This is a genomic window from Mesorhizobium sp. P2_A8 (genome assembly GCF_056404935.1).
On the sequence record NZ_JBFUDB010000007.1, the window covers coordinates 435,047 to 459,062 of the forward strand.

General features: G+C 62.9%; 24 protein-coding genes. 10 read left to right on the plus strand and 14 right to left on the minus strand.

The window, feature by feature from the left end:
* Positions 1–5: 5 nt before the first annotated feature.
* The 4 genes from hutU to hutI are packed head-to-tail and all read right to left on the minus strand — an operon-like array spanning position 6 to position 5,290.
* Positions 6–1,676, minus strand: a complete 1,671-nt coding sequence (gene hutU, locus AC1D10_RS22690) for a urocanate hydratase (protein WP_477275762.1) — start codon at positions 1,674–1,676, stop codon at positions 6–8.
* Positions 1,677–1,704: 28 nt separating this feature from the next.
* Positions 1,705–2,517, minus strand: coding sequence for an N-formylglutamate deformylase (gene hutG, locus AC1D10_RS22695; protein ID WP_477275764.1), 813 nt, complete (start codon positions 2,515–2,517; stop codon positions 1,705–1,707).
* 2 nt (positions 2,518–2,519) lie between these two features.
* On the minus strand, positions 2,520–4,058 hold the full coding sequence (hutH, locus tag AC1D10_RS22700) for a histidine ammonia-lyase (RefSeq protein WP_477275766.1): 1,539 nt from the start codon (positions 4,056–4,058) through the stop codon (positions 2,520–2,522).
* The gene (hutI, locus tag AC1D10_RS22705; RefSeq protein ID WP_477275768.1) at positions 4,055–5,290 is read right to left on the minus strand and encodes an imidazolonepropionase; all 1,236 of its coding nucleotides are present in this window, start codon (positions 5,288–5,290) and stop codon (positions 4,055–4,057) included. The genes hutH and hutI overlap by 4 nt, the downstream gene beginning before the upstream one ends.
* A gap of 98 nt (positions 5,291–5,388) precedes the next feature.
* Here hutI and AC1D10_RS22710 point away from each other — a divergent pair, with 98 nt between their 5' ends.
* A complete protein-coding gene (locus tag AC1D10_RS22710) occupies positions 5,389–6,741 on the plus strand; it encodes a formimidoylglutamate deiminase (RefSeq protein ID WP_477275770.1) in 1,353 nt (450 codons plus the stop codon).
* On the plus strand, positions 6,738–7,478 hold the full coding sequence (gene hutC / locus AC1D10_RS22715; protein WP_477275772.1) for a histidine utilization repressor: 741 nt from the start codon (positions 6,738–6,740) through the stop codon (positions 7,476–7,478). The genes AC1D10_RS22710 and hutC overlap by 4 nt, the downstream gene beginning before the upstream one ends.
* A 139-nt stretch (positions 7,479–7,617) precedes the next feature.
* Here hutC and AC1D10_RS22720 read toward each other — a convergent pair whose 3' ends face one another.
* Positions 7,618–7,962, minus strand: a complete 345-nt coding sequence (locus AC1D10_RS22720) for a RidA family protein (protein WP_477275774.1) — start codon at positions 7,960–7,962, stop codon at positions 7,618–7,620.
* Positions 7,963–8,189: 227 nt separating this feature from the next.
* Between AC1D10_RS22720 and aztA the strand changes: the two genes are divergently transcribed.
* The 4 genes from aztA (at position 8,190) to AC1D10_RS22740 (ending at position 11,390) form a co-directional block, all read left to right on the plus strand.
* On the plus strand, positions 8,190–9,008 hold the full coding sequence (gene aztA / locus AC1D10_RS22725) for a zinc ABC transporter ATP-binding protein AztA (RefSeq protein ID WP_477275776.1): 819 nt from the start codon (positions 8,190–8,192) through the stop codon (positions 9,006–9,008).
* Positions 9,008–9,883: a zinc ABC transporter permease AztB gene (gene aztB, locus AC1D10_RS22730; RefSeq protein ID WP_477275778.1), complete on the plus strand. Its 876-nt coding sequence runs from the start codon at positions 9,008–9,010 to the stop codon at positions 9,881–9,883. Before aztA ends, aztB begins: the two co-directional genes overlap by 1 nt.
* A gap of 32 nt (positions 9,884–9,915) precedes the next feature.
* Entirely contained in the window at positions 9,916–10,857 is a 942-nt protein-coding gene (gene aztC / locus AC1D10_RS22735) for a zinc ABC transporter substrate-binding protein AztC (RefSeq protein ID WP_477275780.1), read from the plus strand.
* A gap of 194 nt (positions 10,858–11,051) precedes the next feature.
* Positions 11,052–11,390 carry a protein tyrosine phosphatase family protein gene (locus tag AC1D10_RS22740; RefSeq protein WP_477275782.1) on the plus strand — a complete coding sequence of 113 codons (339 nt, stop codon included), beginning with the start codon at positions 11,052–11,054 and terminating at the stop codon, positions 11,388–11,390.
* Between the two features lie 13 nt (positions 11,391–11,403).
* Here the strand turns inward: AC1D10_RS22740 and AC1D10_RS22745 are convergent, their stop codons facing one another.
* Positions 11,404–11,871 carry an Lrp/AsnC family transcriptional regulator gene (locus tag AC1D10_RS22745; protein ID WP_032933331.1) on the minus strand — a complete coding sequence of 156 codons (468 nt, stop codon included), beginning with the start codon at positions 11,869–11,871 and terminating at the stop codon, positions 11,404–11,406.
* A gap of 138 nt (positions 11,872–12,009) precedes the next feature.
* Here AC1D10_RS22745 and hppD point away from each other — a divergent pair, with 138 nt between their 5' ends.
* Positions 12,010–13,122, plus strand: coding sequence for a 4-hydroxyphenylpyruvate dioxygenase (hppD, locus tag AC1D10_RS22750; protein ID WP_477275785.1), 1,113 nt, complete (start codon positions 12,010–12,012; stop codon positions 13,120–13,122).
* A gap of 52 nt (positions 13,123–13,174) precedes the next feature.
* Here hppD and AC1D10_RS22755 read toward each other — a convergent pair whose 3' ends face one another.
* Genes AC1D10_RS22755 through hmgA form a run of 5 tightly spaced genes read right to left on the minus strand, consistent with a single transcriptional unit; the run spans position 13,175 to position 17,242 of the window.
* Positions 13,175–13,717 (minus strand): DinB family protein, encoded by a 543-nt coding sequence (locus tag AC1D10_RS22755; RefSeq protein ID WP_477275787.1) that lies wholly within the window; start codon positions 13,715–13,717, stop codon positions 13,175–13,177.
* Between the two features lie 4 nt (positions 13,718–13,721).
* Positions 13,722–14,015, minus strand: a complete 294-nt coding sequence (locus AC1D10_RS22760; protein ID WP_477275789.1) for a hypothetical protein — start codon at positions 14,013–14,015, stop codon at positions 13,722–13,724.
* 4 nt (positions 14,016–14,019) lie between these two features.
* Positions 14,020–15,033, minus strand: a complete 1,014-nt coding sequence (locus AC1D10_RS22765) for a fumarylacetoacetate hydrolase family protein (protein WP_477275791.1) — start codon at positions 15,031–15,033, stop codon at positions 14,020–14,022.
* A complete protein-coding gene (locus tag AC1D10_RS22770; protein ID WP_477275849.1) occupies positions 15,030–15,917 on the minus strand; it encodes an MBL fold metallo-hydrolase in 888 nt (295 codons plus the stop codon). Before AC1D10_RS22770 ends, AC1D10_RS22765 begins: the two co-directional genes overlap by 4 nt.
* Before the next feature lie 11 nt (positions 15,918–15,928).
* Positions 15,929–17,242, minus strand: coding sequence for a homogentisate 1,2-dioxygenase (hmgA, locus tag AC1D10_RS22775; protein WP_477275793.1), 1,314 nt, complete (start codon positions 17,240–17,242; stop codon positions 15,929–15,931).
* Between the two features lie 90 nt (positions 17,243–17,332).
* On the opposite strand from hmgA, the gene AC1D10_RS22780 reads away from it, so the two are divergent.
* Positions 17,333–17,815 carry a MarR family winged helix-turn-helix transcriptional regulator gene (locus AC1D10_RS22780; RefSeq protein WP_477275795.1) on the plus strand — a complete coding sequence of 161 codons (483 nt, stop codon included), beginning with the start codon at positions 17,333–17,335 and terminating at the stop codon, positions 17,813–17,815.
* Here AC1D10_RS22780 and AC1D10_RS22785 read toward each other — a convergent pair.
* Genes AC1D10_RS22785 through AC1D10_RS22795 form a run of 3 tightly spaced genes read right to left on the minus strand, consistent with a single transcriptional unit; the run spans position 17,808 to position 20,739 of the window.
* Entirely contained in the window at positions 17,808–18,431 is a 624-nt protein-coding gene (locus tag AC1D10_RS22785; protein ID WP_477275797.1) for a DUF4304 domain-containing protein, read from the minus strand. The two genes, AC1D10_RS22780 and AC1D10_RS22785, sit on opposite strands and share 8 nt — an antisense overlap.
* A 33-nt stretch (positions 18,432–18,464) precedes the next feature.
* A complete protein-coding gene (tdh, locus tag AC1D10_RS22790; protein WP_111545843.1) occupies positions 18,465–19,499 on the minus strand; it encodes an L-threonine 3-dehydrogenase in 1,035 nt (344 codons plus the stop codon).
* Positions 19,500–19,551: 52 nt separating this feature from the next.
* Entirely contained in the window at positions 19,552–20,739 is a 1,188-nt protein-coding gene (locus AC1D10_RS22795; RefSeq protein ID WP_477275798.1) for a glycine C-acetyltransferase, read from the minus strand.
* A 310-nt stretch (positions 20,740–21,049) separates the two neighbouring features.
* Here AC1D10_RS22795 and AC1D10_RS22800 point away from each other — a divergent pair, with 310 nt between their 5' ends.
* Together AC1D10_RS22800 and AC1D10_RS22805 are read left to right on the plus strand one after the other, a co-directional pair.
* Positions 21,050–23,119 (plus strand): putative bifunctional diguanylate cyclase/phosphodiesterase, encoded by a 2,070-nt coding sequence (locus AC1D10_RS22800; RefSeq protein ID WP_477275800.1) that lies wholly within the window; start codon positions 21,050–21,052, stop codon positions 23,117–23,119.
* 138 nt (positions 23,120–23,257) lie between these two features.
* Complete coding sequence (locus AC1D10_RS22805) at positions 23,258–24,016, plus strand: polysaccharide deacetylase family protein (protein WP_477275802.1); 759 nt, start codon at positions 23,258–23,260, stop codon at positions 24,014–24,016.

Below are 24,016 nucleotides of genomic sequence, written 5' to 3' on the forward strand. Positions count from 1 at the left end.
GCCAATCAGCCGAGAATGCCGGGCAGGTTGAGCTGGTGCTCCTTGGCGCACTCGATGGCGATGTCGTAGCCGGCATCGGCGTGGCGCATGACACCGGTCGCCGGATCGTTCCACAACACGCGTTCCAGGCGCCTGGCCGCTTCGCGCGTGCCGTCGGCGACGATGACCATGCCGGCGTGCTGCGAGAAGCCCATGCCGACACCGCCGCCATGGTGCAGCGACACCCAGGTGGCGCCCGATGCGGTGTTGAGCAGCGCGTTGAGCAGCGGCCAGTCGGACACCGCGTCAGAGCCGTCTTTCATGGATTCCGTCTCGCGGTTCGGCGAGGCGACCGAGCCGGAATCGAGGTGATCGCGGCCGATCACGACGGGCGCCTTGAGTTCGCCCTTGGCCACCATCTCGTTGAAGGCGAGGCCGAGCCTGTGCCGATCGCCGAGGCCAACCCAGCAGATACGCGCCGGCAGGCCCTGGAAGGCGATACGCTCGCGCGCCATGTCGAGCCAGTTGTGCAGATGGGTGTTGCCGGGCGTCAGTTCACGCACCTTGGCGTCGGTCTTGTAGATGTCCTCGGGATCGCCCGACAGGGCTGCCCAGCGGAACGGGCCGATGCCGCGGCAAAACAGCGGTCGGATATAGGCCGGTACGAAGCCGGGGAAGGCAAAAGCGTTCTCGAACCCCTCCTCCTTGGCCACCTGGCGGATGTTGTTGCCATAGTCGAGCGTCGGCACGCCGGCGTTCCAGAACGCCACCATCGCCTCGACATGTTCGCGCATCGAAGCGCGGGCGGCTTTTTCAACTGCCTTCGGGTCGCCGACGCGCTTCTCACGCCACTCAGCCATCGTCCAGCCCTTGGGCAGATAGCCGTTGATGGGGTCGTGGGCCGAGGTCTGGTCGGTGACCATATCGGGGCGAATGCCGCGCCTGAACATTTCCGGAACGATCTCGGCCGTGTTGCCGAGTAGGCCTACCGACTTCGCCTCGCCTGCCTTGGTCCAGCGCTCTATCATCGCCATCGCCTCGTCGAGTGTCTCGGCCTTCTCGTCGACATAGCGGGTGCGCAGGCGGAAATCGATCGAATCCGGGTTGCATTCGATCGCCAGGCAGCAGGCGCCGGCCATGACAGCGGCCAGCGGCTGGGCACCGCCCATGCCGCCGAGACCGCCGGTCAGGATCCATTTACCCCTGAGATTGCCGCCATAGTGCTGGCGCCCGGCCTCGACGAAGGTCTCGTAGGTGCCCTGCACGATGCCTTGCGTGCCGATGTAGATCCACGAACCGGCCGTCATCTGGCCGTACATCATCAGGCCCTTCTTATCGAGCTCGTTGAACTTTTCCCATGTCGCCCAGTGCGGCACCAGGTTGGAGTTGGCGATCAGCACGCGCGGCGCGTCCGGATGGGTGCGGAACACGCCAACCGGCTTGCCCGACTGAACCAGCAAGGTCTCGTCATCGGCCAGCGTCCTCAACGAGGCGACGATGCGGTCAAAGTCGTTCCAGGTTCGCGCCGCCCGGCCGATGCCGCCATAGACGACCAGTTCGTTGGGGTTTTCGGCGACGTCCGGATCGAGATTGTTCATCAGCATGCGCAGTGGCGCTTCCGTCAGCCAGGAGCGGGCGCTGATTTCCGTGCCGCGTGGGCTACGGACTTCGCGGATGTTGTGGCGAGGATTGTTCATGTCGTCACTCCAGATAAAGGATCGAATGTCAGCTCTGCGCCCAGGTGATCGCGGCCTCGAGAATCTTCTTCAGCTTCGCGGCCATGGGTGCCGCGTACGCGGCATCATAGGGCACCGGCCAATTGTCCGGCTCCCCCTTGCCCTCGGGCTCATGCAGATAGCCGCGATCGGCAAGTTCCATCTGGAGCGCATGGAAGCCGCCTTGCGGGTTGCCGAAGTAGCGCGTGATCCAGCCACCCTTGAAACGGCCGTTGATGACGTAGCTGTCGCCGGTTTCAGCCATGATCTGGCCGACCAGGTTCTGCAGCGCCGGATCGGCGGTCTGGCCGTCATTGGTGCCGAGATTGAACACAGGCAGCGTGCCCTCGAACAGGCGCGGCAGAACCGAACGGATCGAGTGGCAGTCATAGATGACGACCTTCTGATGCAGGCCGCGCAGCCTGGTGGCCTGAAACCCCAACATTTCATGGTAGGGCAGGAAATATGACTGATAGCGCTGGCTGATTTCCGCCGGCGTCGGTTCCTCGCCGAGCAGGTAAAGCGGATCACCGTCGAAAGTCTCAGTCGGGCAAAGCGTCGTCGTCGTCTGCCCCGGATAGAGCGAGGCGCCGGAGGGATCGCGGTTGACATCGATGACCGTGCGCGAGATCGACGTATGCACAACAGTCGCGCCCAGGCCGGCGGCGAAATCGTAGAGCTGGTCGATCCACCAGTCGCAGTCGCGACGGCCAAGCCAGGGCGAGACCAGCCGGTTGTCGATGCCGGCGAGATCGATACCGGTATGCGGAATCGACACCACCAGAGGTGCCGTGCCTTCCGTCACTGTAAGCCAGTCGGTCATGTTCAGGCTCCCGAGATCGACGGCAGTGTTACCGCACCAGCTGCCTTGATGGTCGCACCACTGCGCACCATGGCGATGGCTTTTTCCATGTCAGGATGGAAATGCCGGTCATTGTCGAGATGCGGCACTTCCGCCCTGACCAATTTGCGCACGGCTTCAAGTGCCGCGCTCGAAGCGAGCGGTGCATGGAAATCGCAGCCTTGGGTGGCGGCCAGCAATTCGATGCCGATGACCGCGGTTGCGTTCTCGACCATGCCGATCAGCCGGCGCGCGCCATGCGCTGCCATCGAAACATGGTCTTCCTGGTTGGCCGAGGTCGGTATGGAATCGACGCTGGCCGGATAGGCTTTCTGCTTGTTCTCGGAAACGAGGGCCGCCGCCGTCACCTGCGGGATCATGAAACCGGAGTTCAGGCCGGGCTTCGGCGTCAGGAAGGCCGGCATACCCGACAGCGCGGGATCGACCAGCATGGCGATACGGCGCTCCGACAGCGAGCCGATCTCGCAGACAGCGAGCGCGATCATGTCGGCGGCGAAGGCCACCGGCTCGGCGTGGAAATTGCCGCCGGAAAGTGCGGTATCATCCTCGGCGAAGATCAGCGGATTGTCGGTGACGCCATTGGCCTCGGTGCCAAGCGTGTCCGCTGCCTGACGCAGAACGGTGAGTGCTGCGCCCATGACCTGCGGCTGGCAGCGCAAGCAATAAGGATCCTGAACGCGTTCGTCGCCGACACGATGCGATTCACGGATGGCGCTGCCTGCCATGAGGCTGCGCAGCGCGTCCGCCGTCTCGATCTGGCCGCGATGCTTTCTCAGCGCATGGATGCGCGGATCGAAGGGGGCGTCGGAGCCTTTTGCAGCGTCGGTCGACAAGGCGCCGGCGACCAGCGCCGACTGGTAGAGCACTTCGGCCTCGAACAAGGCAGCCAGCGCATAGGCGGTGGAAAACTGCGTGCCGTTGAGCAGCGCCAGGCCTTCCTTGGCGCCCAATATCACCGGCTCCAGCCCGTGAGAAACGAAGGCGACCTTGGCCGGGAAGCGGCCATGCGGGGTGAAGCATTCGCCGACGCCGATCATCACCGCCGTCATGTGCGACAGCGGCGCAAGGTCGCCGGAGGCGCCGACGGAGCCTTGCGCCGGCACCACCGGGATGACGTCGTTGGCGAGCATTGCCTCCAGCAACTCGATGGTCTGCGGGCGCACGCCGGATGCGCCCTGCGCCAGGCTGGCCAGCTTCAGCGCCATCATCAGCCTGCAAACAGCGACCGGCATCGGCTCGCCGACGCCGGCGGCATGCGACAGCACGATGTTGCGCTGCAAGGTCTCGAGGTCGCCGGCGGGGATGCGGACGCTCGCCAGTTTGCCGAAGCCGGTGTTGATGCCATAGACCGGCTCGCCCTTGGCGACGATCCTTGCAACGGCCTCGGCGCTCGCCTTGATCTTTGGCCGGCAGGCATCGTCAAGCTTCGGCACGGCGCCACGGTAGATGGCGCGCCAGTCGGCCAGCATCGCATTGCCGGGCTTCAGGGTCAGTTCGGTCATTGTCCTCTCCAGATGCGGGCATGCAGCGGGTTGAACCCCATGCGGTAGACGAGTTCGGCGGGGCGTTCGATGTTCCAGATCGCCAGATCGGCGGATTTGCCGGCTTCGAGCGTGCCGGTTTCTGCCAACAGGCCGAGCGCACGGGCGGCCTCGCGGGTAACGCCGGCAAGGCATTCGTCGACAGTCAGGCCGAACAAGGTCGCCGCCATGTTCATGGTCAGAAGCAGCGAGGTCAGCGGCGAGGTGCCGGGATTGTTGTCGGTTGCGACGGCCATCCTGACGCCGTGCTGGCGGAACAGGCCAATCGGTGGCTTCTTCGTTTCGCGAATAAAATAGTAGGCGCCGGGCAGGATTGTCGCCACGGTTCCGGCCTTCGCCATCGCCACGGCGCCCGCCTCATCGGTGTATTCGAGATGATCCGCCGACAGCGCACCATAGCGCGCGGCAAGTTCGGCGCCATGCAAATTGGACAACTGGTCGGCATGAAGCTTGACCGGCAAGCCTGCTGCCATGGCAGCGTCGAAGACGCGCGCCATCTGCTCCGGCGAAAAGGCGATGCCCTCGCAAAACCCGTCGACGGCATCGGCCAGCTTCTCGGCGGCAACCGCCGGAAGAATTTCCTTTGCGACCAGATCGATGAAGGCGTCCTTGTCGCCCTTGGCTTCCGGCGGCAACGCATGGGCGCCGAGGAAGGTCGTGCGGATCGTCACTGGCCGCTGTTCACCCAGCTGGCGGGCAGCACGCAGCGACTTCTTTTCGTTTTCGAGATCGAGCCCATAGCCCGACTTTACTTCTACGGTGGTGGCGCCCTCGGCGATCAGCGCATCGAGGCGCGGCAGCGATTGCGCGATCAGTTCGTCTTCGCTGGCGGCGCGCAAGGATTTGACCGAGGAGACAATGCCACCGCCGGCCCTGGCGACCTCTTCGTAGGTGGCGCCGGCCAATCGCATCTCGAATTCGTTGGCGCGGTTGCCGGCATGGACCAGATGGGTGTGGCAGTCGATCAGGCCCGGCGTGATCCAGCGGCCCTCGCAGTCGATCGTATCGGCGCCTTGGGCAAGCGCTGCGGGCATTCCCGATTCAGGGCCGGCATAGACAATGCGGCCGTCACGCGCGGCGACCGCGCCGTGTTCGACGACACCAAGTCCGGCGGCACCCTCGGCCATGGTCGCCAGGCGCGCATTGCGCCACAGACGAAGACCCCCTGACCGGCTTTTGCTCTCTGCAGCCATCATCTTTTCCGTTTCAATCGGTGACGATTATGTATATACATATTGAAACGCACTGCAAGTGCCATCATCGCATATGGGACAGGGAACCGGAGAGAAAAGTGACTGATATCTTCGCGGAACAGGCGCTCCTTCCCAATGGCTGGCACAGCAATGTGCGGATCACCTTGGCCAATGGACGCATAACAACTGTCGAGCCGGGAGCCACCGCCGTGGCCGGCGACGAACGCCACGCGATCCTGCTGCCCGGCATGCCCAATCTGCACAGCCATGCCTTCCAGCGCGGCATGGCCGGATTGGCCGAGCTTCGCGGCCCTTCCGCCGACAGTTTCTGGAGCTGGCGCGAGGTGATGTACCGCTTCGCCCTGTCGATGACGCCCGACCAGGTCGAGGCGGTTGCCGCGCAGCTCTATGTCGAAATGCTGGAGGCCGGTTTTTCACGCGTCGGCGAATTTCATTATCTGCATCATGACCGCGACGGAAAACCCTATGCCAACCTTGCCGAGATGGCCGAGCGCATCGCGGCCGCGGCCGGCGAAACCGGTATCGGCCTTACGCTGCTGCCGGTGTTTTATGCGCACTCCTCTTTCGGAGGCGCTGCGCCAAACGAAGGCCAACGGCGTTTCATCAACGATGTGAACCGGTTCTCCAGGCTTGTTGAGAAATGCCGCGCATCGGTTCGTGCGTTGAATCAGGCTGTCGTCGGCGTTGCTCCGCACAGTTTGCGCGCTGCGACACCTGAGGAATTGACCGAGGTGGCCGCCATGGCGCCGGATGGGCCAATCCATATCCACGTCGCCGAGCAGGTGAAGGAAGTCGATGACTGCGTTGCCTGGTCGGGCGCGCGGCCGGTCGAATTCCTGTTGGCCAACGCGAAAGTAGACCAACGCTGGTGTCTGATCCACGCCACGCACATGACCGATGCGGAAACGGTCGGGATGGCGAAGAGTGGGGCGATCGCCGGCCTTTGTCCGATCACCGAGGCCAATCTCGGTGACGGCACTTTTGCGGCGCCGATGTTCAGGGAACATGGCGGCCGCTTCGGGGTCGGCTCCGATTCCAACGTGCTGATCGGCCTGCCCGACGAGTTGCGCCAGCTCGAATATTCGCAGCGCCTCGCCCACCGCGCCCGCAATGTGCTGGCGGTGGCCGGCGGCTCGACCGGGCGCGCGCTGTTCGATGCCGCGCTCGACGGCGGCGGCGTCGCCCTTGGTGCAGGCGCCTCCACGATTGCCGCCGGCGCATCGGCAGATCTCGTCTCGCTCGACGCCAGCAATCCCTCGCTGGCCGGCAAGACCGGCGACGCTATCCTCGACGCCTGGATCTTCGCCAATGGCAGCAAGGTCGACTGCGTCTGGGTGCATGGCAACAAACAGGTCAGCGGCGGCCGGCATGCAAGGCGCGAGGCCATCGCCGCGCGGTTTCGTAGCGTGATGACGGCGCTTTCGGCATGAGCATGATCGAGACAGCGGATGTGGAAGGCGGCGTCTCGCTGCACCAGCGCATCCTGTCCGACATCAGCGAAAAGATCCTGTCCGGCGCTTGGGCGCCCGGCCATCGCATCCCGTTCGAGCACGAGTTGAGCGCGCAATACAATTGTTCGCGCATGACGGTGAACAAGGCGTTGTCGCAGTTGGCCAAGGCGGGGCTGATCGAGCGCCGCCGCCGCTCAGGCAGCTTTGTCCGCCGGCCGCAGTCGCAAGCGGCGGTGCTGGAGATCCACGATATAAGGGTCGAGGTCGAAGCACTCGGCCTGCTTTATCGCTACGAGCGCGTGGAGCGGCACAAAAGACGCAGCGACGCCGAGGACCGGGCTTTGCTGGAACTCGGTACCGCCGGGCCGGTGCTGGCGCTGGAATGCCGGCATTTCGCCGGCCAGCGGCCGTTCGCGCATGAGCAGCGGCTGATCAACCTGACCGCCGTACCTGAAGCCGCCGACGAGGAATTCCTGGCCATCGCGCCCAGCCCGTGGCTGATCGGCCGCGTGCCGTGGAGCGAAGCCGAACACCGTATTCGCGCGGTCGCCGCCGACAGGCACATCGCCGCGGCACTCGACATTGCGGCCGGCGCGCCTTGTCTGGTGGTCGAGCGACGGACATGGAGTGCCGAACATCCGGTCACCCACGTCCGCTTCACCTACGCGGCGGAGAGCCATACGCTGGTAGCGCGATTCAGGCCGTCGCAGGGGTAGCTTTTTACCCTCCCCTTGTGGGGAGGATCGGCGTGCCGGCATTGCGAAGCAAGGCTGGCTTGACGGGGTGAGGGACGGCGCTGCCCCCACCCGGACCTGCGGTCCAACCTTCCCACAAGGGGGAGGTTGAAGGCCGCAGCTAAACCGCCGCCGTAATAATAATCTCGACCAGATGTTCCGGTCCGGCGAGTTTTGCTTCGCCGGTGGCGCGGGCGGGCGTGTTGCCTTGCGGCACCCACTTGTCCCATTCCGCGTTCATCTCGGCAAAGGTGCTCATGTCGGCCAGCCAGATGATCGCCTGCAGGATCTTGGTCTTGTCCGAACCGGCCTTGGCCAGCAGTTCGTCGATAGCCGCCAGGATGTCCCTGGTCTGCGCAGCGACATTCCCGCCCGGCTCGCCGACCTGACCGGCCAGATAGACGGTATTTCCGTGAATGACGATCTGGCTCATGCGCGGGCCAACATCGATGCGACGAATGCTCATTGGATGGTTCCTTCCTGTGTCGGTTGCGCCTCTTTAGAGTTGCCGCCGGCTTCGGGCAAGGTCGCCCGGTCGAATCCCCTTGGGCCAACCATGTATGATATCCACACACGGCAAGTTGACCCGGCAGCCGCAATTCCGCCCGATTGGCTTGTTGACTAATGTAATAACATCACATATCCAATCGGCCGCTGCCAGCAGCCGGATTTCGCTGCCCCACGGATCGCAGAATGACAAATACCTGCCTGACCTTCCGCGACCTGACGCTTGGCTACGGCAGCCACCCGGCGATCCATCATCTTGACGGCACGATTCGGAAAGGCTCGCTGACCGCCGTGGTCGGCGCCAACGGCTCTGGCAAATCGACGCTGATGAAAGGCATTGTCGGCGTCCTGAAGCCGATGGCCGGCGAGGTCATCCGCGCGCCCGGCGTGCGTGCCGCCTATCTGCCGCAGCAATCGGAGCTTGATCGCTCCTTCCCGGCGCGGGTGGTTGACCTGGTCTCGCTTGGCCTGTGGCCACGGCGCGGCCTGCTCGGCCGCCATACCAGGGAAGATCGCGATTCCGTCAGCCAGGCGCTGATGGCCGTTGGCCTCGGCGGCTTCGAGAAGCGCCCGATCGACACGCTGTCAGGCGGCCAGTTGCAGCGCACGCTGTTTGCGCGTGTCTTGCTGCAGGACGCCGACCTCATCCTGCTCGACGAGCCCTTCAACGCCGTCGACGCCAAGACAGTCGGCGACCTGATCGCATTGATCAAGCGCTGGCATGGCGAGGAGCGCACCATCATGGTGGTTGTCCACGATCTGGATCTGGTGCGCCAGAATTTCCCCGAAACGCTGCTGCTTGCCCGCCAGCCGATTGCCTGGGGTGAAACCAGGGAAACGCTGAAGCCGGAGAACCTGCTGCGCGCCCGCCGCTTCCACGAAGCCTGGGAAGAGAATGCGCCCTGGTGCGAGCCAGACGGGCATGCTCATGACCACGATCACGACCATCGTGGCCATGCTCACGGGCATGATCATGACCATGGCGTCGGACCGAGGGCTGCCTGATGGACACGCTTTACGGTCTTTTCATCGCGCCCTTCACCGATTTCGGCTTCATGCAGCGGGCGCTGATCGGTTCGCTGATGCTGTCGCTCGGCGCCTGCCCGGTTGGCGTCTTCCTGATGCTGCGGCGCATGAGCCTGTCCGGCGACGCCATGGCGCATGCCATCCTGCCGGGTGCCGCCGCCGGTTTCCTGTTCTATGGGCTGGAGATTTTGCCGATGACCATCGGCGGGCTGATCGCCGGCATCATCGTGGCACTGGGCGCCGGCGCCGTCTCGCGATTCACCATCCAGCGCGAAGACGCCTCGATGGCGGCCTTCTATCTGATTTCGCTCGCCATCGGCGTCTTGATGGTGTCGATCCGCGGCTCCAGCGTCGATCTCATGCATGTGCTGTTCGGCACGGTGCTGGCGCTCAACAACGAAGCGCTGACGCTGATCGGCGGCATTGTCGCGGTGACCTTGGTCAGCCTCGCCATCTTCTGGCGGGCACTGGTCGCCGAATGCCTCGATCCGTTGTTCCTGCGCTCGGTCAGCCGGCTCGGCAGTCCGGTGCATTTCATCTTTCTCGGCCTCGTCGTGCTCAACCTCGTCGGCGGTTTCCAGGCGCTCGGCACGCTTCTATCGGTCGGCCTGATGATGCTGCCCGCCGCCGCAGCCCGTTTCTGGACCGTGCGCGTCGAGCCGATGTGTGTGCTGGCCGTGCTGATCGGCTTTGCTTCCTGCATCGCCGGGCTTCTTCTGTCCTATCACGCATCGTTGCCGTCCGGCCCGGCCATCATCCTGTCCGCCGGCGTCGTCTATTTCGCCTCGATCCTGTTTGGCACGCGCGGCGTTCTGCGTGCCCGCATCATCCATCACCGTCACAGAACGGCCTGATCCCCAACCCGCCCCTAAAAGGAGACCCGTCCATGCTGAAAACGATCCGCGCCACCCTGGCGATGAGCGTTATAACATTAACTGCCTTAGGCGCATCGTCGGCCTTCGCGGCACCGCTCAAAGTGGTCGCCAGCTTCACCGTCATTGCCGATTTTGCAAAAAATGTCGGCGGCGACCGCATCGATGTAACCACCATTGTTGGACCGGACGGAGACGCCCATGTCTACGAGCCGAGCCCGGCCGACGCAGTGGCAATGGCCAAGGCCGACATCGTGCTGGTCAACGGCCTGCATTTCGAAGGCTTTCTGCAGCGGCTGGTCGATGCCAGCGCCACCAAGGCCTCGATCGTCACCTTGACCAAAGGCGTGACGCCGATCGACTTCAAACCTGAATTCGCCGACGCAGACGCAGCTGAGGGTGCCGGCACCGGCGGCGGCAAGACGGTCACCGATCCGCACGCCTTCCAGTCGATCACCAATGCCAAGATCTACGTGAAGAACATCGCCGATGCATTCTGCACGGCCGATGCCGACGGCTGCGTCAGCTACCAAACCAATGCCGCCGCCTACACCAAGAAGCTCGATGCGGTCGAAGGCGAAGTGAAAGCGGCGATCGCCTCGATCCCTGCAGCGAAGCGCGTCGTCATCACCTCGCATGACGCCTTCGGCTATTTCGAGCACGCATACGGCCTGACCTTCCTCGCCCCGCAAGGCATCTCGACGGACTCCGAACCGTCCGCCGCCGATGTCGCCAAGCTGGTCACCCAGGTGAAGCAGGACAAGGCCGCGGCGATCTTCGTCGAGAACATCACCAACCCGCGCCTGATCGAGCAGATCGCCAGCGAGACCGGTATCAAGGTGGGCGGCACGCTCTATTCGGACGCGCTGTCGCAACCCGATGGCCCAGCCTCGACCTATATCGACATGATGCACAACAACATCAGCCAGATCAAAGGCGCCATCCTCGGCAGCTGACCAAAGCCTCCTCGGAAAGGCGGAGACTGTCTCCGCCTTTTTCAGTTCGCACCGATCCGCTCCAGGTCTTGGGCTTGAGTTGGATTCTTCGCCAGAAATCGCTATCTGCGCAAAACGAATTCTGTTTGGCGGATTGCCGGCTCCGTCAGGGAGTGGCAAGACTCTGCGACAGACCAGATTGCGAGGATGCTGCCATGGAATACCGCGAGATCAGTGAGGACTATTCGGTCTCGGGCCAGATCCAGCCCGAAGACGTCACCGCCATCAAGGAGGCCGGCTTCAAGAGCATCATCTGCAACCGGCCGGATGATGAGCAGCCCGGCCAGCCTTCTGCCGATACCGTCAAGGCGGCGGTTGAAGCCGCGGGCCTCGCCTTCCGCTACATCCCCGTCATCAGCGGCCAGATCACGGCCGAGAATGTCGCGGATCAGGCCGAGGCGCTCGACGAACTCGACGGCCCGGTCTTCGCCTATTGCCGTTCCGGCGCGCGCTGCACCAACCTCTACGGGCTGATCCAGCAGTCGAAGGGTTAAATCGGCCCCAAGTTCAAATCGGCAGGGCGCCGGTTTCCTTCAGCGTCTCAAGCACGATCGCCGTCTTCACATGCTGAACGGATTCGTGCGGCAGGAGCACGCCGTTGACGAATTCCGACAGCGATTTCAAATCGGGCGTCACCACCTTCAAGATGTAATCCATCTCGCCGGTCAGCGCGTGCGCTTCCTGCACTTCCGGCAGCCGCGCAACCAGTTCGCCGAAGCGCCTAGCATTGTCACGGTTGTGGGTGGCAAGTGTCACCGAGATGACGTTGACCAGCGAGAAGCCGAGTTTGTCGCGGTCGAGCACAGCGCGGTAGCCCTTGATATAGCCATCCTCCTCAAGCCGCTGGCGGCGGCGCGAGCACTGTGACGCCGACAGGTTCACCCGCTCCGACAAATCGTTGTTGGTGAGCCGCGCATCGCCCTGCAACAGCGCCATTATCTTGCGGTCAAACTGGTCAATACGCGTCTCATCCATGGATTTACCCCTTATGGTGCACGCTTTACGCATGAAATGATCATTTCAAGCGTTTGAATGCAAGCACCATGCGCCGGCTCCGCGCTATGATGGCGACTGACGAGCCCTTTCAGGCCGAGCCAGATCCGGAGGAATATCATGGGTCCCTTCCCGCACGACGCCCCGCCCGCCAAGATCAGCAAGCACAACCCCGCCGGCACCGACGGTTTCGAATTCGTCGAGTTCGCGCATCCGGAGCCGGAAAAGCTCGCCGAACTGTTCACCCGCATGGGCTATGTGGCGGTGGCCAGGCACCGCACCAAGAACATCACTGTCTGGCGCCAGGGCGACATCAACTATGTCGTCAATGCCGAGCCCGGCTCGCATGCGATGAAATTCGCGGACAAGCACGGGCCTTGTGCTGCCTCGATGGCCTGGCGGGTGGTCGATGCCAAGCATGCCTTCGACCACGCCGTTGCCAAGGGCGCCACCCCTTACGAAGGCACCGACAAGGCGCTCGACGTGCCGGCTATCCTCGGCATCGGCGGCTCGCTGCTCTATTTCATCGACACCTATGGCAAGGAGGGCTCGGCCTATGATGCCGAGTTCGAGTGGCTCGGTGCGCGCGACCCGCGGCCGCAAGGCGTCGGCTTCTATTTCCTCGACCACCTCACCCACAATGTCTATCGCGGCCAGATGGACAAATGGTGGGATTTCTACCGCAATCTGTTCGGCTTCAAGCAGATCCATTTCTTCGACATTGACGGCAAGATCACCGGGCTGGTCAGCCGCGCCATCACCTCGCCCTGCGGCAAGATCCGCATTCCGCTGAACGAGTCCAAGGACGACACCAGCCAGATCGCCGAGTATCTGAAGAAGTACAATGGCGAAGGCATTCAGCACATCGCGGTCGGCACCGACGAGATCTACGCCGCCACCGACAGGCTGGCCGAAAACGGCCTGAAGTTCATGCCCGGCCCGCCGGAAACCTATTACGACATGTCCTATGACCGCGTGAATGGCCATGACGAGCCGATTGAACGGATGAAGAAGCACGGCATCCTGATCGACGGCGAAGGTGTGGTCGATGGCGGCATGACCAAGATCCTGCTGCAGATCTTTTCGAAAACCGTGATCGGGCCGATCTTCTTCGAGTTCATCCAGCGCAAGGGCGACGAAGGCTTTGGCGAGGGCAATTTCCGCGCCCTGTTCGAATCGATCGAGCAGGACCAGATCAAGCGTGGCGTGATCAAGGTGCAGGCGGCGGAGTAGGCTTCAGGTCGAGCGGACTGTGCATGACCCTGGTTTCGGGTCATGCACCAAATCAGATCTTGAGGCCCAGCCGCTCGACCTCTTCTTTCCTCAGCTTCACATCGTAGTCGAGCAGGAATTCATCGAGTTGCGGCGGCGCGACCGACGTGCCGGAGAGCATCGCGTGCACCTGACCGCGATGGTGGATGTCGTGCAGGAAGACATGCGCGAGGATGTCGCCGATGCGCTCAGGGATCATTCCGTCCTTGCGCCGGTCAGTGATGACCTGACGATCGAGATCGGCTGCCGAGAGCCGGTCGCAAAAAGCGATCAGGCGACGGTCCGCGGCGACCTGGGCGGCAAACAACGCCTGCGGCTGGTCGATCGGCACGAAATCGTCATGGGCGGCGGCACCGACGCCGCCCTCTTCGAGAAAATCGAGATAGAGAAGATCGACCGCAAGGATGTGGTTGAGTGTCGCCTCGATCGACGGGAAGAAACTGGTGCGTTCGGCCGCGAATTCGCCGGGCTTGAGCTGCAGAACAGCACGGTACAGCCGATCATTCGACCAGAGATTGTTACCGGCCATGCGGCGGAGATGGTCAAGCAGGGTCATCACCTCATCCTGCGGATCGAACCAGATACAGACCCGCCCACATAACCGCAAATCCGGCGACGACGACCAGCAGCAGCCGGTTCATGCGCCGCCGCATGCCCTGCGTTTCCTCGTCCTGAGCCACTCTCATGTTGGTGATGGTGTGGAACATCATCGCCTTGCGCGGAAAGCCGCTGCGGTTGGTCAGGTCGGGCGAGCGCGCCTCGATGCGGTAGCTCAGCCGGATCGCCTGGATGAAGACCGCTAGTATGGCAAGCGCCCAGACACCCGCCAGCAGATAGGATGCCTCCCCCGTCATTCCCTCACCTCTCGTATTTCTCGACCTTCTGCTCGATGGCGCCGAAGATCGAATGTCCGGTCCTGTGCTTCATCTCGATGCGTACCGTGTCGCCGAAGCGCAGGAAAGGCGTTTTGGGTGCGCCTGATACAATGGTCTCGATCATGCGCAGTTCGGCGATGCAGGAGTAGCCGGCGCCGCCGTCCGACACAGGCTTGCCCGGCCCGCCGTCGAGCTTGTTGGACACGGTGCCGGAGCCGATGATCGTGCCGGCGGCCAGCGGCCTTGTCCTGGCGGCATGGGCGATCAGCACCGGAAAATCGAAAGTCATGTCGACACCCGCATTGGCCCGCCCGAACGGCTTGCCGTTGAGATCGGCGAGCAGCGGCAGGTTCACCTTGCCGCCATCCCAGGCGTCGCCCAGTTCGTCCGGCGTCACCGCCACAGGCGAAAACGCCGAGGACGGCTTCGATTGGAAGAAGCCAAAACCCTTGGCCAGCTCCGGTCCGGTCAGCGCACGCAGCGTCACGTCGTTGACCAGCATCACCAGCCGGATCGCGGCGCGCGCCTCATCGAGGCCGACACCCATCGGCACATCGTCGACGACAACGGCGACTTCAGCCTCCATGTCGATGCCGAAGGCTTCGTCAGCCATGCGGATCGGATCGCGTGGCGCGATGAAGGAATCCGAGCCGCCCTGGTAGATCAGCGGGTCGGTCCAGAAGCTGGCCGGCATCTCGACGCCGCGCGCTTTCCGCACCAGTTCGACATGATTCACATAGGCCGAGCCATCCGCCCATTGATAGGCGCGCGGCAGCGGCGAATGGGCATCATGCTCGTGGAAGCGTTCCGACGGCACCGCATTGTTCTCCAGCGATTCCGCTATTGTCGCGAGGTGCGGGGCGATGCGCCGCCAATCATCGAGCGCTGCCTGCAGCGTGCGCACCAGGAACGAGGCGTCGGTGAAGCGTGTCAGGTCGCGCGACACGACGACGAGTTTTCCGTCACGCGTCCCATCCTTCAGTGTGGCAAGCTTCATGCGGTTTCCTCTCCTTGTGCAGCTTTCTCGCTGCTTAACCCCACAACAAGGCCGTCGCGGGCGATCGTCAAGTCGCCGGCCCATGTTTTCCTGACAGCGGCGATCCAGTCGGCCTCGTCGATTGCGGGATCGTCGGCGGGAATGAGGTGGTTGAGCACCAGCCGCTTCACGCCGGCATCGCTGGCGATGCGCCCGGCCTCCCCGGCAAAACTGTGGCTGGCAAGCAGATGGTCTCGCAGCCGCGCACCGTTGCCGGTCTTCGCCACCAGCCGTTCGATGCCTTCCTCCAGCATGGCTTCATGGACGAGGATGTCGGCGCCCCGGGCGAAATCGGCGAGTGGTGGAAAGAAGGCTGTATCGGCAGAAAACACCACGCTTTTCCCGCCATGCTCGAAGCGCAGGGCAAAGCAATCGGTCACCGGCGGATGGTCGACGCGCAGGGCCGAAACCTTGGGGCCGTATTGCTCGACAACCAAGCCTTCGGCGAATTCGCTGATCGAAACCAGTTCGCGAATATCCGGCCGGCCCTCATCGACGATGCGGATTTCGATGTCGAATTCCATCGCCTGACAAAAGCGCCGCCAGTAGTGGCCGGTGCCGGGCGGGCCGAACACACCGACCGGCGAGGCCAGACCGGCCGTCCAGGCGGTGTGGATCAGCGGCCCGAGTTCCAGCACATGGTCGGAATGCAGATGCGTGATGAAGATCAGGTCGAGCGCCTTCAGGCCGATGCCGGCATCGACGAGAGCGCGCGTGACGCCAAGCCCGCAGTCGACGACAATGGTCCGGCCGCCAATCTGCAGCAGCGACGAACTCGGCCATGGGCCCCCCGGCCGCAGCGCCGGGCCGCCCTTCGAGCCCAAAAGCACCAGCCGGTCCGGCATGGGCTCGCTGCTCAAGACCAGTCGCCCTCGGGCGTGCCGTTGAAGCGCTTCTTCAGATCGGCCCAGCAGTCGATGTAATTGTCCTGCCGGGTTTCCAATTCGGCGCCGTAGCGGGTCAGCATCTGTGGAAAACGGGTCTCGAACATGAAGGCCATGGTGTTGTCGAGCTTGACCGGTTTCAGGTCCGCGCGCGAGGCCTTTTCGAAGCCAGGCGCATCCGGCCCATGGGCCAGCATCAAATTGTGCAGGCTGATGCCGCCGGGCACAAAACCCTCCTCCTTGGCGTCGTACTGGCCGTGAATCAGGCCCATGAACTCGCTCATGATGTTGCGGTGATACCAGGGCGGCCGGAAGGTATCTTCGGCCACCAGCCAGCGCGGCGGGAAGATGACGAAGTCGATGTTGGCGGTGCCTTCCTCGCCGCTCGGGGCCGTGAGCACAGTGAAGATCGACGGGTCGGGATGGTCGAACAGCAATGCGCCGACCGGCGAAAACGTCGCCAGATCATATTTGTAGGGCGCGTAGTTGCCGTGCCAGGCAACGACATCCAGCGGCGAATGGCCGATCTCGGTGACATGGAAGTTACCGCACCATTTCACGATCAGCCGGCACGGCGTTTCCTTCTCCTCGAACCAGGCGCAAGGCGTCTTGAAATCGCGCGGGTTGGCCAGGCAATTGGCGCCGATCGGGCCACGGTCGGGCAGCGTCAGCTTGGCGCCGTAGTTCTCGCAGACATAGCCGCGCACTTCGGCATCGACCAACTCGACCTTGAAGACGAGCCCGCGCGGCAGCACGGCGATCTCACCGGGCCTAAGTTCGATGACGCCCATCTCGGTTACGAAGCGCAAGGCGCCAACCTGCGGCACGATGAGCAGCTCGCCATCGGCGTTGAAGAAATGATCGTCGACCATCGAGTGGTTGGCGACATAGACGTGTGCCGCCATGCCGGTCTGTCCCAGCACGTCACCGGCCGTGGTGATGCTGCGCATGCCGGCGATGAAATCGGTCGGCTCCTTCGGCATAGGCACCGGGTTCCAGCGATACTGGCCAAGCGCCAACTCATGATCGCCGACATTGGGTGCGGTCTTCCACAGCGGATAATTCGCCGGCTGGAAACGGCCGGTGTGCTTCACGCTCGGCCGGATCCGATAGAGCCAGGAGCGCTCATTGGTGCCGCGCGGGGCAGTGAAGGGCGAACCGGAAAGTTGCTCGGCATAGAGGCCGTAAGCCGGCCGCTGCGGCGAGTTCCGCCCCTGCGGCAGCGAACCGGGCAGCGTCTCGGTTTCGAAGTCGTTGCCGAAGCCCGGCATGTAGGAAAAGGCCATCGCTTCCTCCCCGAATTGACCAAACTGGTTTCATTTGTAACCATCGAAAATGTAACTATCAATGCCAATGCTTCCGACGGGATACGCAACATGGAACCGGAAATCCTCGACCTGGAAAACTTCCTTCCCTACCGGCTCTATCGCCTAGCCGACGCCGTCAGCCGGGAATTCGCGGGGATATACAAGGACAGCCATGGCCTGACCCGGCCTGAATGGCGCACGCTCTCCGGATTGGGACAGCACGGCACGATGACGGCGACAGCACTCGGCGAGCAATCGGCCATGCACAAGACCAAGGTGTCGCGCGCCGTCGCCGAACTCGAACGGCGGCGCTGGCTCACCCGAACTCCCGATGAAAACGACCGCCGCGTCGAGCATCTGACGCTGACCAGGGCCGGCCTTGCGGCCTATCGCGAAATGGTGCCGCTGGCGAAGGCCTTCGAGCGGGACTTGCTGGCGAGGCTCAGTGCGGGGGAACGGGCGGCGATTGTCAGCGGTGTGGCGGCGCTGGAGGCAAAACTCACCTTGGGTCGAAATCCTCCTATAGATTCGACCATCGCAGAAATCAGATAGCTGCGGCGGCAGACAGCGCTCCTAAACCGTAATAGGCGCGTTCGGCTTCAATCATACCTCTGACGTGGCTTCGAAATGCTACCGGATCATCGATGTAGGCTAGGAGCACCTGCGCCTGAGAAGCCGCGTGTCTTCGAACGCTTTCAAATAGCCGCCTTGCCGTTTCAAAGTCACCAGCCAAGCCGGCCGCCACCCCGGCGTGGAAAGCTGCCCATTCGCCGTACGCACCCGGCTGCAATTCATTCACAAGGATCGTCGCAGTCGCCTTCGCAGAAGGAAACATCGATCGATGAATTTGATCGATTTCGACTGCCTTCTTGGCCATTTGATCGACCGCGAGCAGAAACTGTGCCGGGCTCTGGAACTGAACGAACTCTCCAATGCGCTTAGCGCGATCGAAGGTAGCTGTTTCCGGGAGCGAACCCCAAAGCCAATGGACTGCTACGTTCAGGTAAGTGCCCTTGGACCAGGAGCTGGGCTGGAACTCGACTACACTTAGCCAGAAGCCTCGATCGGCGATCCAGACTCGCGACTGACCCTTCCGCCGAAATCCCGAGGGCTGCAATGCGATCTTTGCCTGCGATGCAATGATACGTCCGTGCTCGTTGTCCGCCATCGTGCGCCCCACACAAAGCAATGGGCTGGCAGCCTACCAGTCCATCACCACCTTGCCGGAGCTGCCGCTGCGCATCGCATCGAAGCCGGTCTGGAAATCGTCGATGCCGATACGATGCGTGATCAGCCCGGAAACATCGAGCGGGCCTTGCACCAGCGCGATCATCTTGTACCAGGTCTCGAACATTTCGCGCCCGTAAATGCCCTTGAGATGCAGCATCTTGAAGATGACCTTGTTCCAGTCGATCTCGAAGCCGGTCGGCGCGATACCGAGAATGGCGATCTTGCCGCCATTGTTCATGGTGTCGATCATGTCGCGGAAGGCAGGTGCGGCGCCCGACATTTCGAGGCCGACGTCAAATCCCTCGGTCATGCCGAGCATCGGCATGACGTCGCGCAGCTTTTCCTTCGAGGCATCGACGACATGCTGGACGCCAAGCTTTTTGGCCAGCGCTAGCCGCACCGGGTTGATGTCGGTGATGACCACCTTTCGCGCGCCGACGCATTGCGCCACCAGCGCGCCCATGATGCCGATCGGCCCGGCGCCGGTGACCAGCACGTCCTCGCCGACCAGGTCGAAGGACAGAGCGGTGTGGACCGCATTGCCGAGGGGATCGAAGATCGCGGCGATCTCGTCCGGCACGTCGTCGGGGATCGGCACGACATTGTGCTGCGGGATCGCCAGATACTCGCCGAAGGCGCCGGGGCGGTTGACGCCGACACCGAGCGTATTGCGGCACAGATGCCCCCTGCCCGCGCGGCAGTTGCGGCAATGGCCGCAGACAATGTGGCCTTCGCCCGACACGCGCTGGCCGACCTTGTATTCGGTGACCGCGGCGCCGAAATCGGCAACCGTGCCGACGAATTCATGGCCAGTCACCATCGGCACCGGCACCGTCTTCTGCGCCCACTGATCCCAATTGTAGATGTGGACGTCGGTGCCGCAGATCGCGGTCTTCTTCACCTTGATCAGCACATCGTTGGGGCCGATCTCCGGCACCGGCACCTCTTCCATCCAGATGCCCGGCTCGGCCTTGGCTTTCACCAGCGCCTTCATCATGTTCGACATGCTTTTGTCCCTTGAATCTCTTGTTCCGGAATCGCTTTGCGATTTCGGCCTTTCAGGAAATCACCCCGAGTTCGCGCCCAACAGCGGCAAACGCCTCCACCGCCCGATCGATGTCGGCACTGGAATGCGCCGCAGACATCTGCGTGCGGATGCGCGCCTGGCCCTTCGGCACCACCGGGAAGGAAAAACCGATGACATAGATGCCGCGCTTCAGCATGCGTGCCGCCATCTCCTGCGCCAGCGTCGCGTCGCCCAGCATCACCGGAATGATCGGATGATCGGCCCCGGCCAGCGTGAAGCCGAGCTTGCCCATTTGTGACCTGAACCGCGCCGCGTTGGCATATAGGCCCTCGCGCAAGGCGTCGCCATTGCGAACCAGGTCGAAGACCTTGATCGAGGCGCCGGCGATCGCCGGCATCAGCGTGTTGGAAAAGAGATAGGGCCGCGAGCGCTGGCGCAGCCAGTCGACCACCTGCTTTTTGCCCGATGTGTAGCCGCCGGATGCGCCGCCGAGCGCCTTGCCGAGCGTGCCGGTGATGATGTCGACCCTGCCTTCGACGCCGCAATGCTCGGCCGAACCACGGCCGTTCTGGCCGACGAAGCCTACCGCATGGCTGTCGTCGACCATCACCATGGCATCGTACTTGTCGGCGAGGTCGCAGACACCCCTGAGATTGGCGATGATGCCATCCATGGAAAACACGCCGTCGGTGGCGATCAGCCGGAAGCGGCAGTCCTTCGCCTCCTTCAACCGCGCCTCGAGGTCGGTCATGTCGTTGTTGGCGTAGCGGAAGCGTTTTGCCTTCGACAGCCGCACGCCGTCGATGATCGAGGCGTGGTTGAGCGCATCGGAAATGATCGCATCATCCTCGCCGAGCAGCGTCTCGAACAGGCCGCCATTGGCGTCGAAGCAGGAGCCGTAGAGGATGGTGTCCTCCAGGCCGAGGAAGGATGAAATCGTCGCCTCGAGTTGCTTGTGCTCCTCCTGCGTGCCGCAGATGAAGCGCACCGAGGCCATGCCATAGCCATAGCGGTCGAGCGCCTGGCTGGCCGCCGCGCGCAGGTCGGCGCTGTCGGCGAGGCCGAGATAGTTGTTGGCGCAGAAATTAAGCACCTTCTGCCCGCCGACCTCGATCTCGGCAGACTGCGTCGAAGTGATCACCCGCTCGGATTTGTAGAGGCCGGCCGATTTAAGCCCCGCGAGTTCGCTGTCGATGTGAGAGAGAAATGCTGCGGTCATGATCGGGCCTCGTTTGATGTGGGCCGACTGTCGTCCGGCCCGAGCGAAAAATCCATCGCAAAAACGACCGGATCGGTGGGCAGCCGGTCCCGATATACATCGTCATGCGGCCGCGGAAGCGACGTCACGTCAACAAGGCTGACCGACGACCGCTCAAATGCCGACACAGCGCTAAACCAGCCGATAACCATTTCGCGATCTTTAAGCGTTTCCCCATCGCCGTCCGGCTGTCGATTTCCACACCTGTTAACGTTTGCAAGCCAATGGTCCTCGCAACAAGAATCCGTTGGCGAGAGGGCCGCCCCCCAACATGTCGCAGCAGCCGGTGCAAACCATTTCAGGCAAGCTCACATTGCTGATCAAGGCTGGCTACTGGCTGGCCCTGCTGATCATTGCCGCCATGGTGATAGCCTCCTTCATCCTGCTGCAGCAGATGATGGCCACACAACAGCACAACAACACCTTGCTCGACATCGTCAGCACGCAAAAGACGCTGTCGCAGCGCATCGTCTTCCTTGCCGGTGCAACGAGTTCTGGTACGCGCGACAAGCAGCCGGCGCTCGTCAGCGCGCTCAAGCAGGCGACGGCGGAGTTCGAAACGAACTACGATCTGCTGCTCGAGCAGACCAACGCCGACCCGATGTCGCCGGCCCGTTTGGACCCGAAATCGACCGAGAGCGTGCTGTTCGCCAAGCCGTTCCATCTTGATTATTTCTCGGTAGGCCTTGTCGCCAATGGCAAGCGGCTGATTTCATCCTTTGAATCCCAGCTGACGGGCGCCAGTGACGGCTACAAGGGCAGCGGCGAGCGCGTCAATCTCGATGCCTCTGTCGCCAACGCGACCTTGTCGGGCTACGCAGCCCTTGGTCAGCGTATCAGCGCCGATGCCGACGAGCGCTCCGAGAAGCTGCTCGCGCTTCACCGCACGCTGTTCTACGCCACCCTCGGCGTCATCGTGCTGGTGGCGCTCTTCATCTTCAGGCCGATGTCGAACGCCATCCTGCGCAAGACGCATGAGCTGATCGACGCGCGCAATTCGATGGCCTTCATCGCGGTGCATGACGGCCTCACCGGCCTGCACAACCGCACGTTCCTCACTGATCATTTCGATACGCTGATCAAGGGCACGCAACGCCGTCGCGAGCGCCTTGCCGTCGTCCAGCTCGACCTCGACCGGTTCAAGCAGATCAACGATACGCTCGGCCACGCCGCCGGCGACTATGTGCTGGTCGTCACCGCGCAGCGCATGCGCGATTCCTGCCGGGCATCGGACCTGTGCGTGCGCCTGGGCGGCGATGAGTTCGTCATGATCCTGGGCGGTGCGGGCGGCACCGAAGACATCAACATGCTGGCGCGGCGCATCCTGGCCCACATCAACGAGCCCATCATCTTTCAGGGCACGACCATCCTTCCGGGCGCCAGCGCCGGCATCGCCGTTTACCCGATCGACGCCGACAATGCGCAGGATCTTCTGGTCCACGCCGATCTGGCGCTCTACTCCGCCAAGAAGCTGGGAGGCGGCAACTTCTCCTTCTTCTCCGAGGAATTGCGCCGCGAACTCGACTATCGCAAGCAGCTCGAGCACGACATCAAGGTCGCCATCGCGGACCGGGCGTTCCAGGTCTATTTCCAGCCGCAGGTTTCGCTGACCAACGGCACGATCAGCGGCATCGAGGCGCTGGTGCGCTGGAACCATGCCGAGCGCGGCATGATCCCGCCTGGCGAATTCATTCCGGTCGCCGAGAAATGCGGCTTCATGCCCGAGATCGGCCGCATCGTCATCACCAAGGCGATCAACGAAGCCGCCGAATGGAACCGCGCCGGCATTGCCTTCGGGCGGCTTGCCGTCAATGTCTCCGGCACCGAACTGCGCGAGCATGATTTCGACGCGTTCCTGTTCTCGACGTTGGAAAAGGCCGGATTGCCGCCACAGAAACTGTCGCTGGAAATCGTCGAATCCGTCATTCTCGACGACGAGAAGACCGGCATCGCCGCCAAGCTGCGCCACATCAGGGCAGCCGGCGTCCATCTTGAACTCGATGATTTCGGCACCGGCTATGCCTCGCTCAGCCATGTCAACCCGAACGAGATCGACCGGCTGAAGATCGACCGCCGCTTCGTCCAGAACATCCATGAGAATGGCGACAACTCGAAGATCGTGCGCGCCATCACCGAGCTGGCGCGTGGCCTCGGCATCTCGATCGTTGCCGAAGGTGCTGAAACCGAGGCCGAACTCGATTCGCTGATGGCTATCGGCTGCGACCAGGTCCAGGGCTATTCGATCGCCTTCCCGATGCCGCAGGACAAGGCGCTGGAATGGCTGACTGCCCGCATGCCGAAGAAGGCCAAGCTGACGGTGCTGCAAGGAAGCCTGGCCTAGGTCCTGCCCAAAGCGCGTCGCGCTTGAGCGGAGTCATGCGGCGCGCTTTGTGTCCTTGTTCTGTTGATGTCGTTGTCCCAAAACCGCTGCGCACTTTTGGGCGACATACACCGGCCGCCTCGACAAGCAGCCATCGACATGACGGCCTGTCATGATCGCAACCGGATATTGCGGGTGATGACACCGTTTCGGTTTGTCGTGGCGGCACTGTCGATCCTTGCGTTCCCCGCCCATGGGGCGGATCGCACCATCTATCTCACCTTCGACGATGGACCGCTGAACGGCACCAGCAATATCCTCGACGTGCTGGAAGCCGAGCAGGTTCCAGCGACCATGTTCACGGTCGGCATGCACGCGCAGGCGAGTGCCGCAAACAGGGCGCTCGTCCAACGCGCCAGACAGCTTCCGCTGGTGACGCTCGGCAACCACAGCTACAGCCACGCCAACAACCGCTACCAGCATTATTATGCCGACATCGAAGGCGTCGTCGCCGACATGGTGCGGGCAAACGCGGTGCTCGGCCTCAAGCCCGTGGTGCATGCACGGCTGCCGGGGCGCGACGTGTTCAGGCTGCCCTCGATGTCGAAGAACGACACCTCGCTTGGCCTTGCCCAGGAAGGCCGCGAGGAGCCCGACTACGAGTTTGTCGCCGCCTCAGGCTTCTATCTCTACGGCTGGGATCACGAATGGGTGCACAAGGACAGCGGCGAGCCCGTCAGTGAGATCGATCATCTGTTCGGCTACGGCCGCTTCGTCAAACCCGGCAAGCTGATCCTGTTGATGCATGACGAGATGTTCCAGGACGGTTTTGATGGCAAGACGAAGCTGACCAATCTGATCGCCGCGCTGAAGCTGCGCCACTACACCTTCGGGGCCATCAAGGGCTACGACGACTGA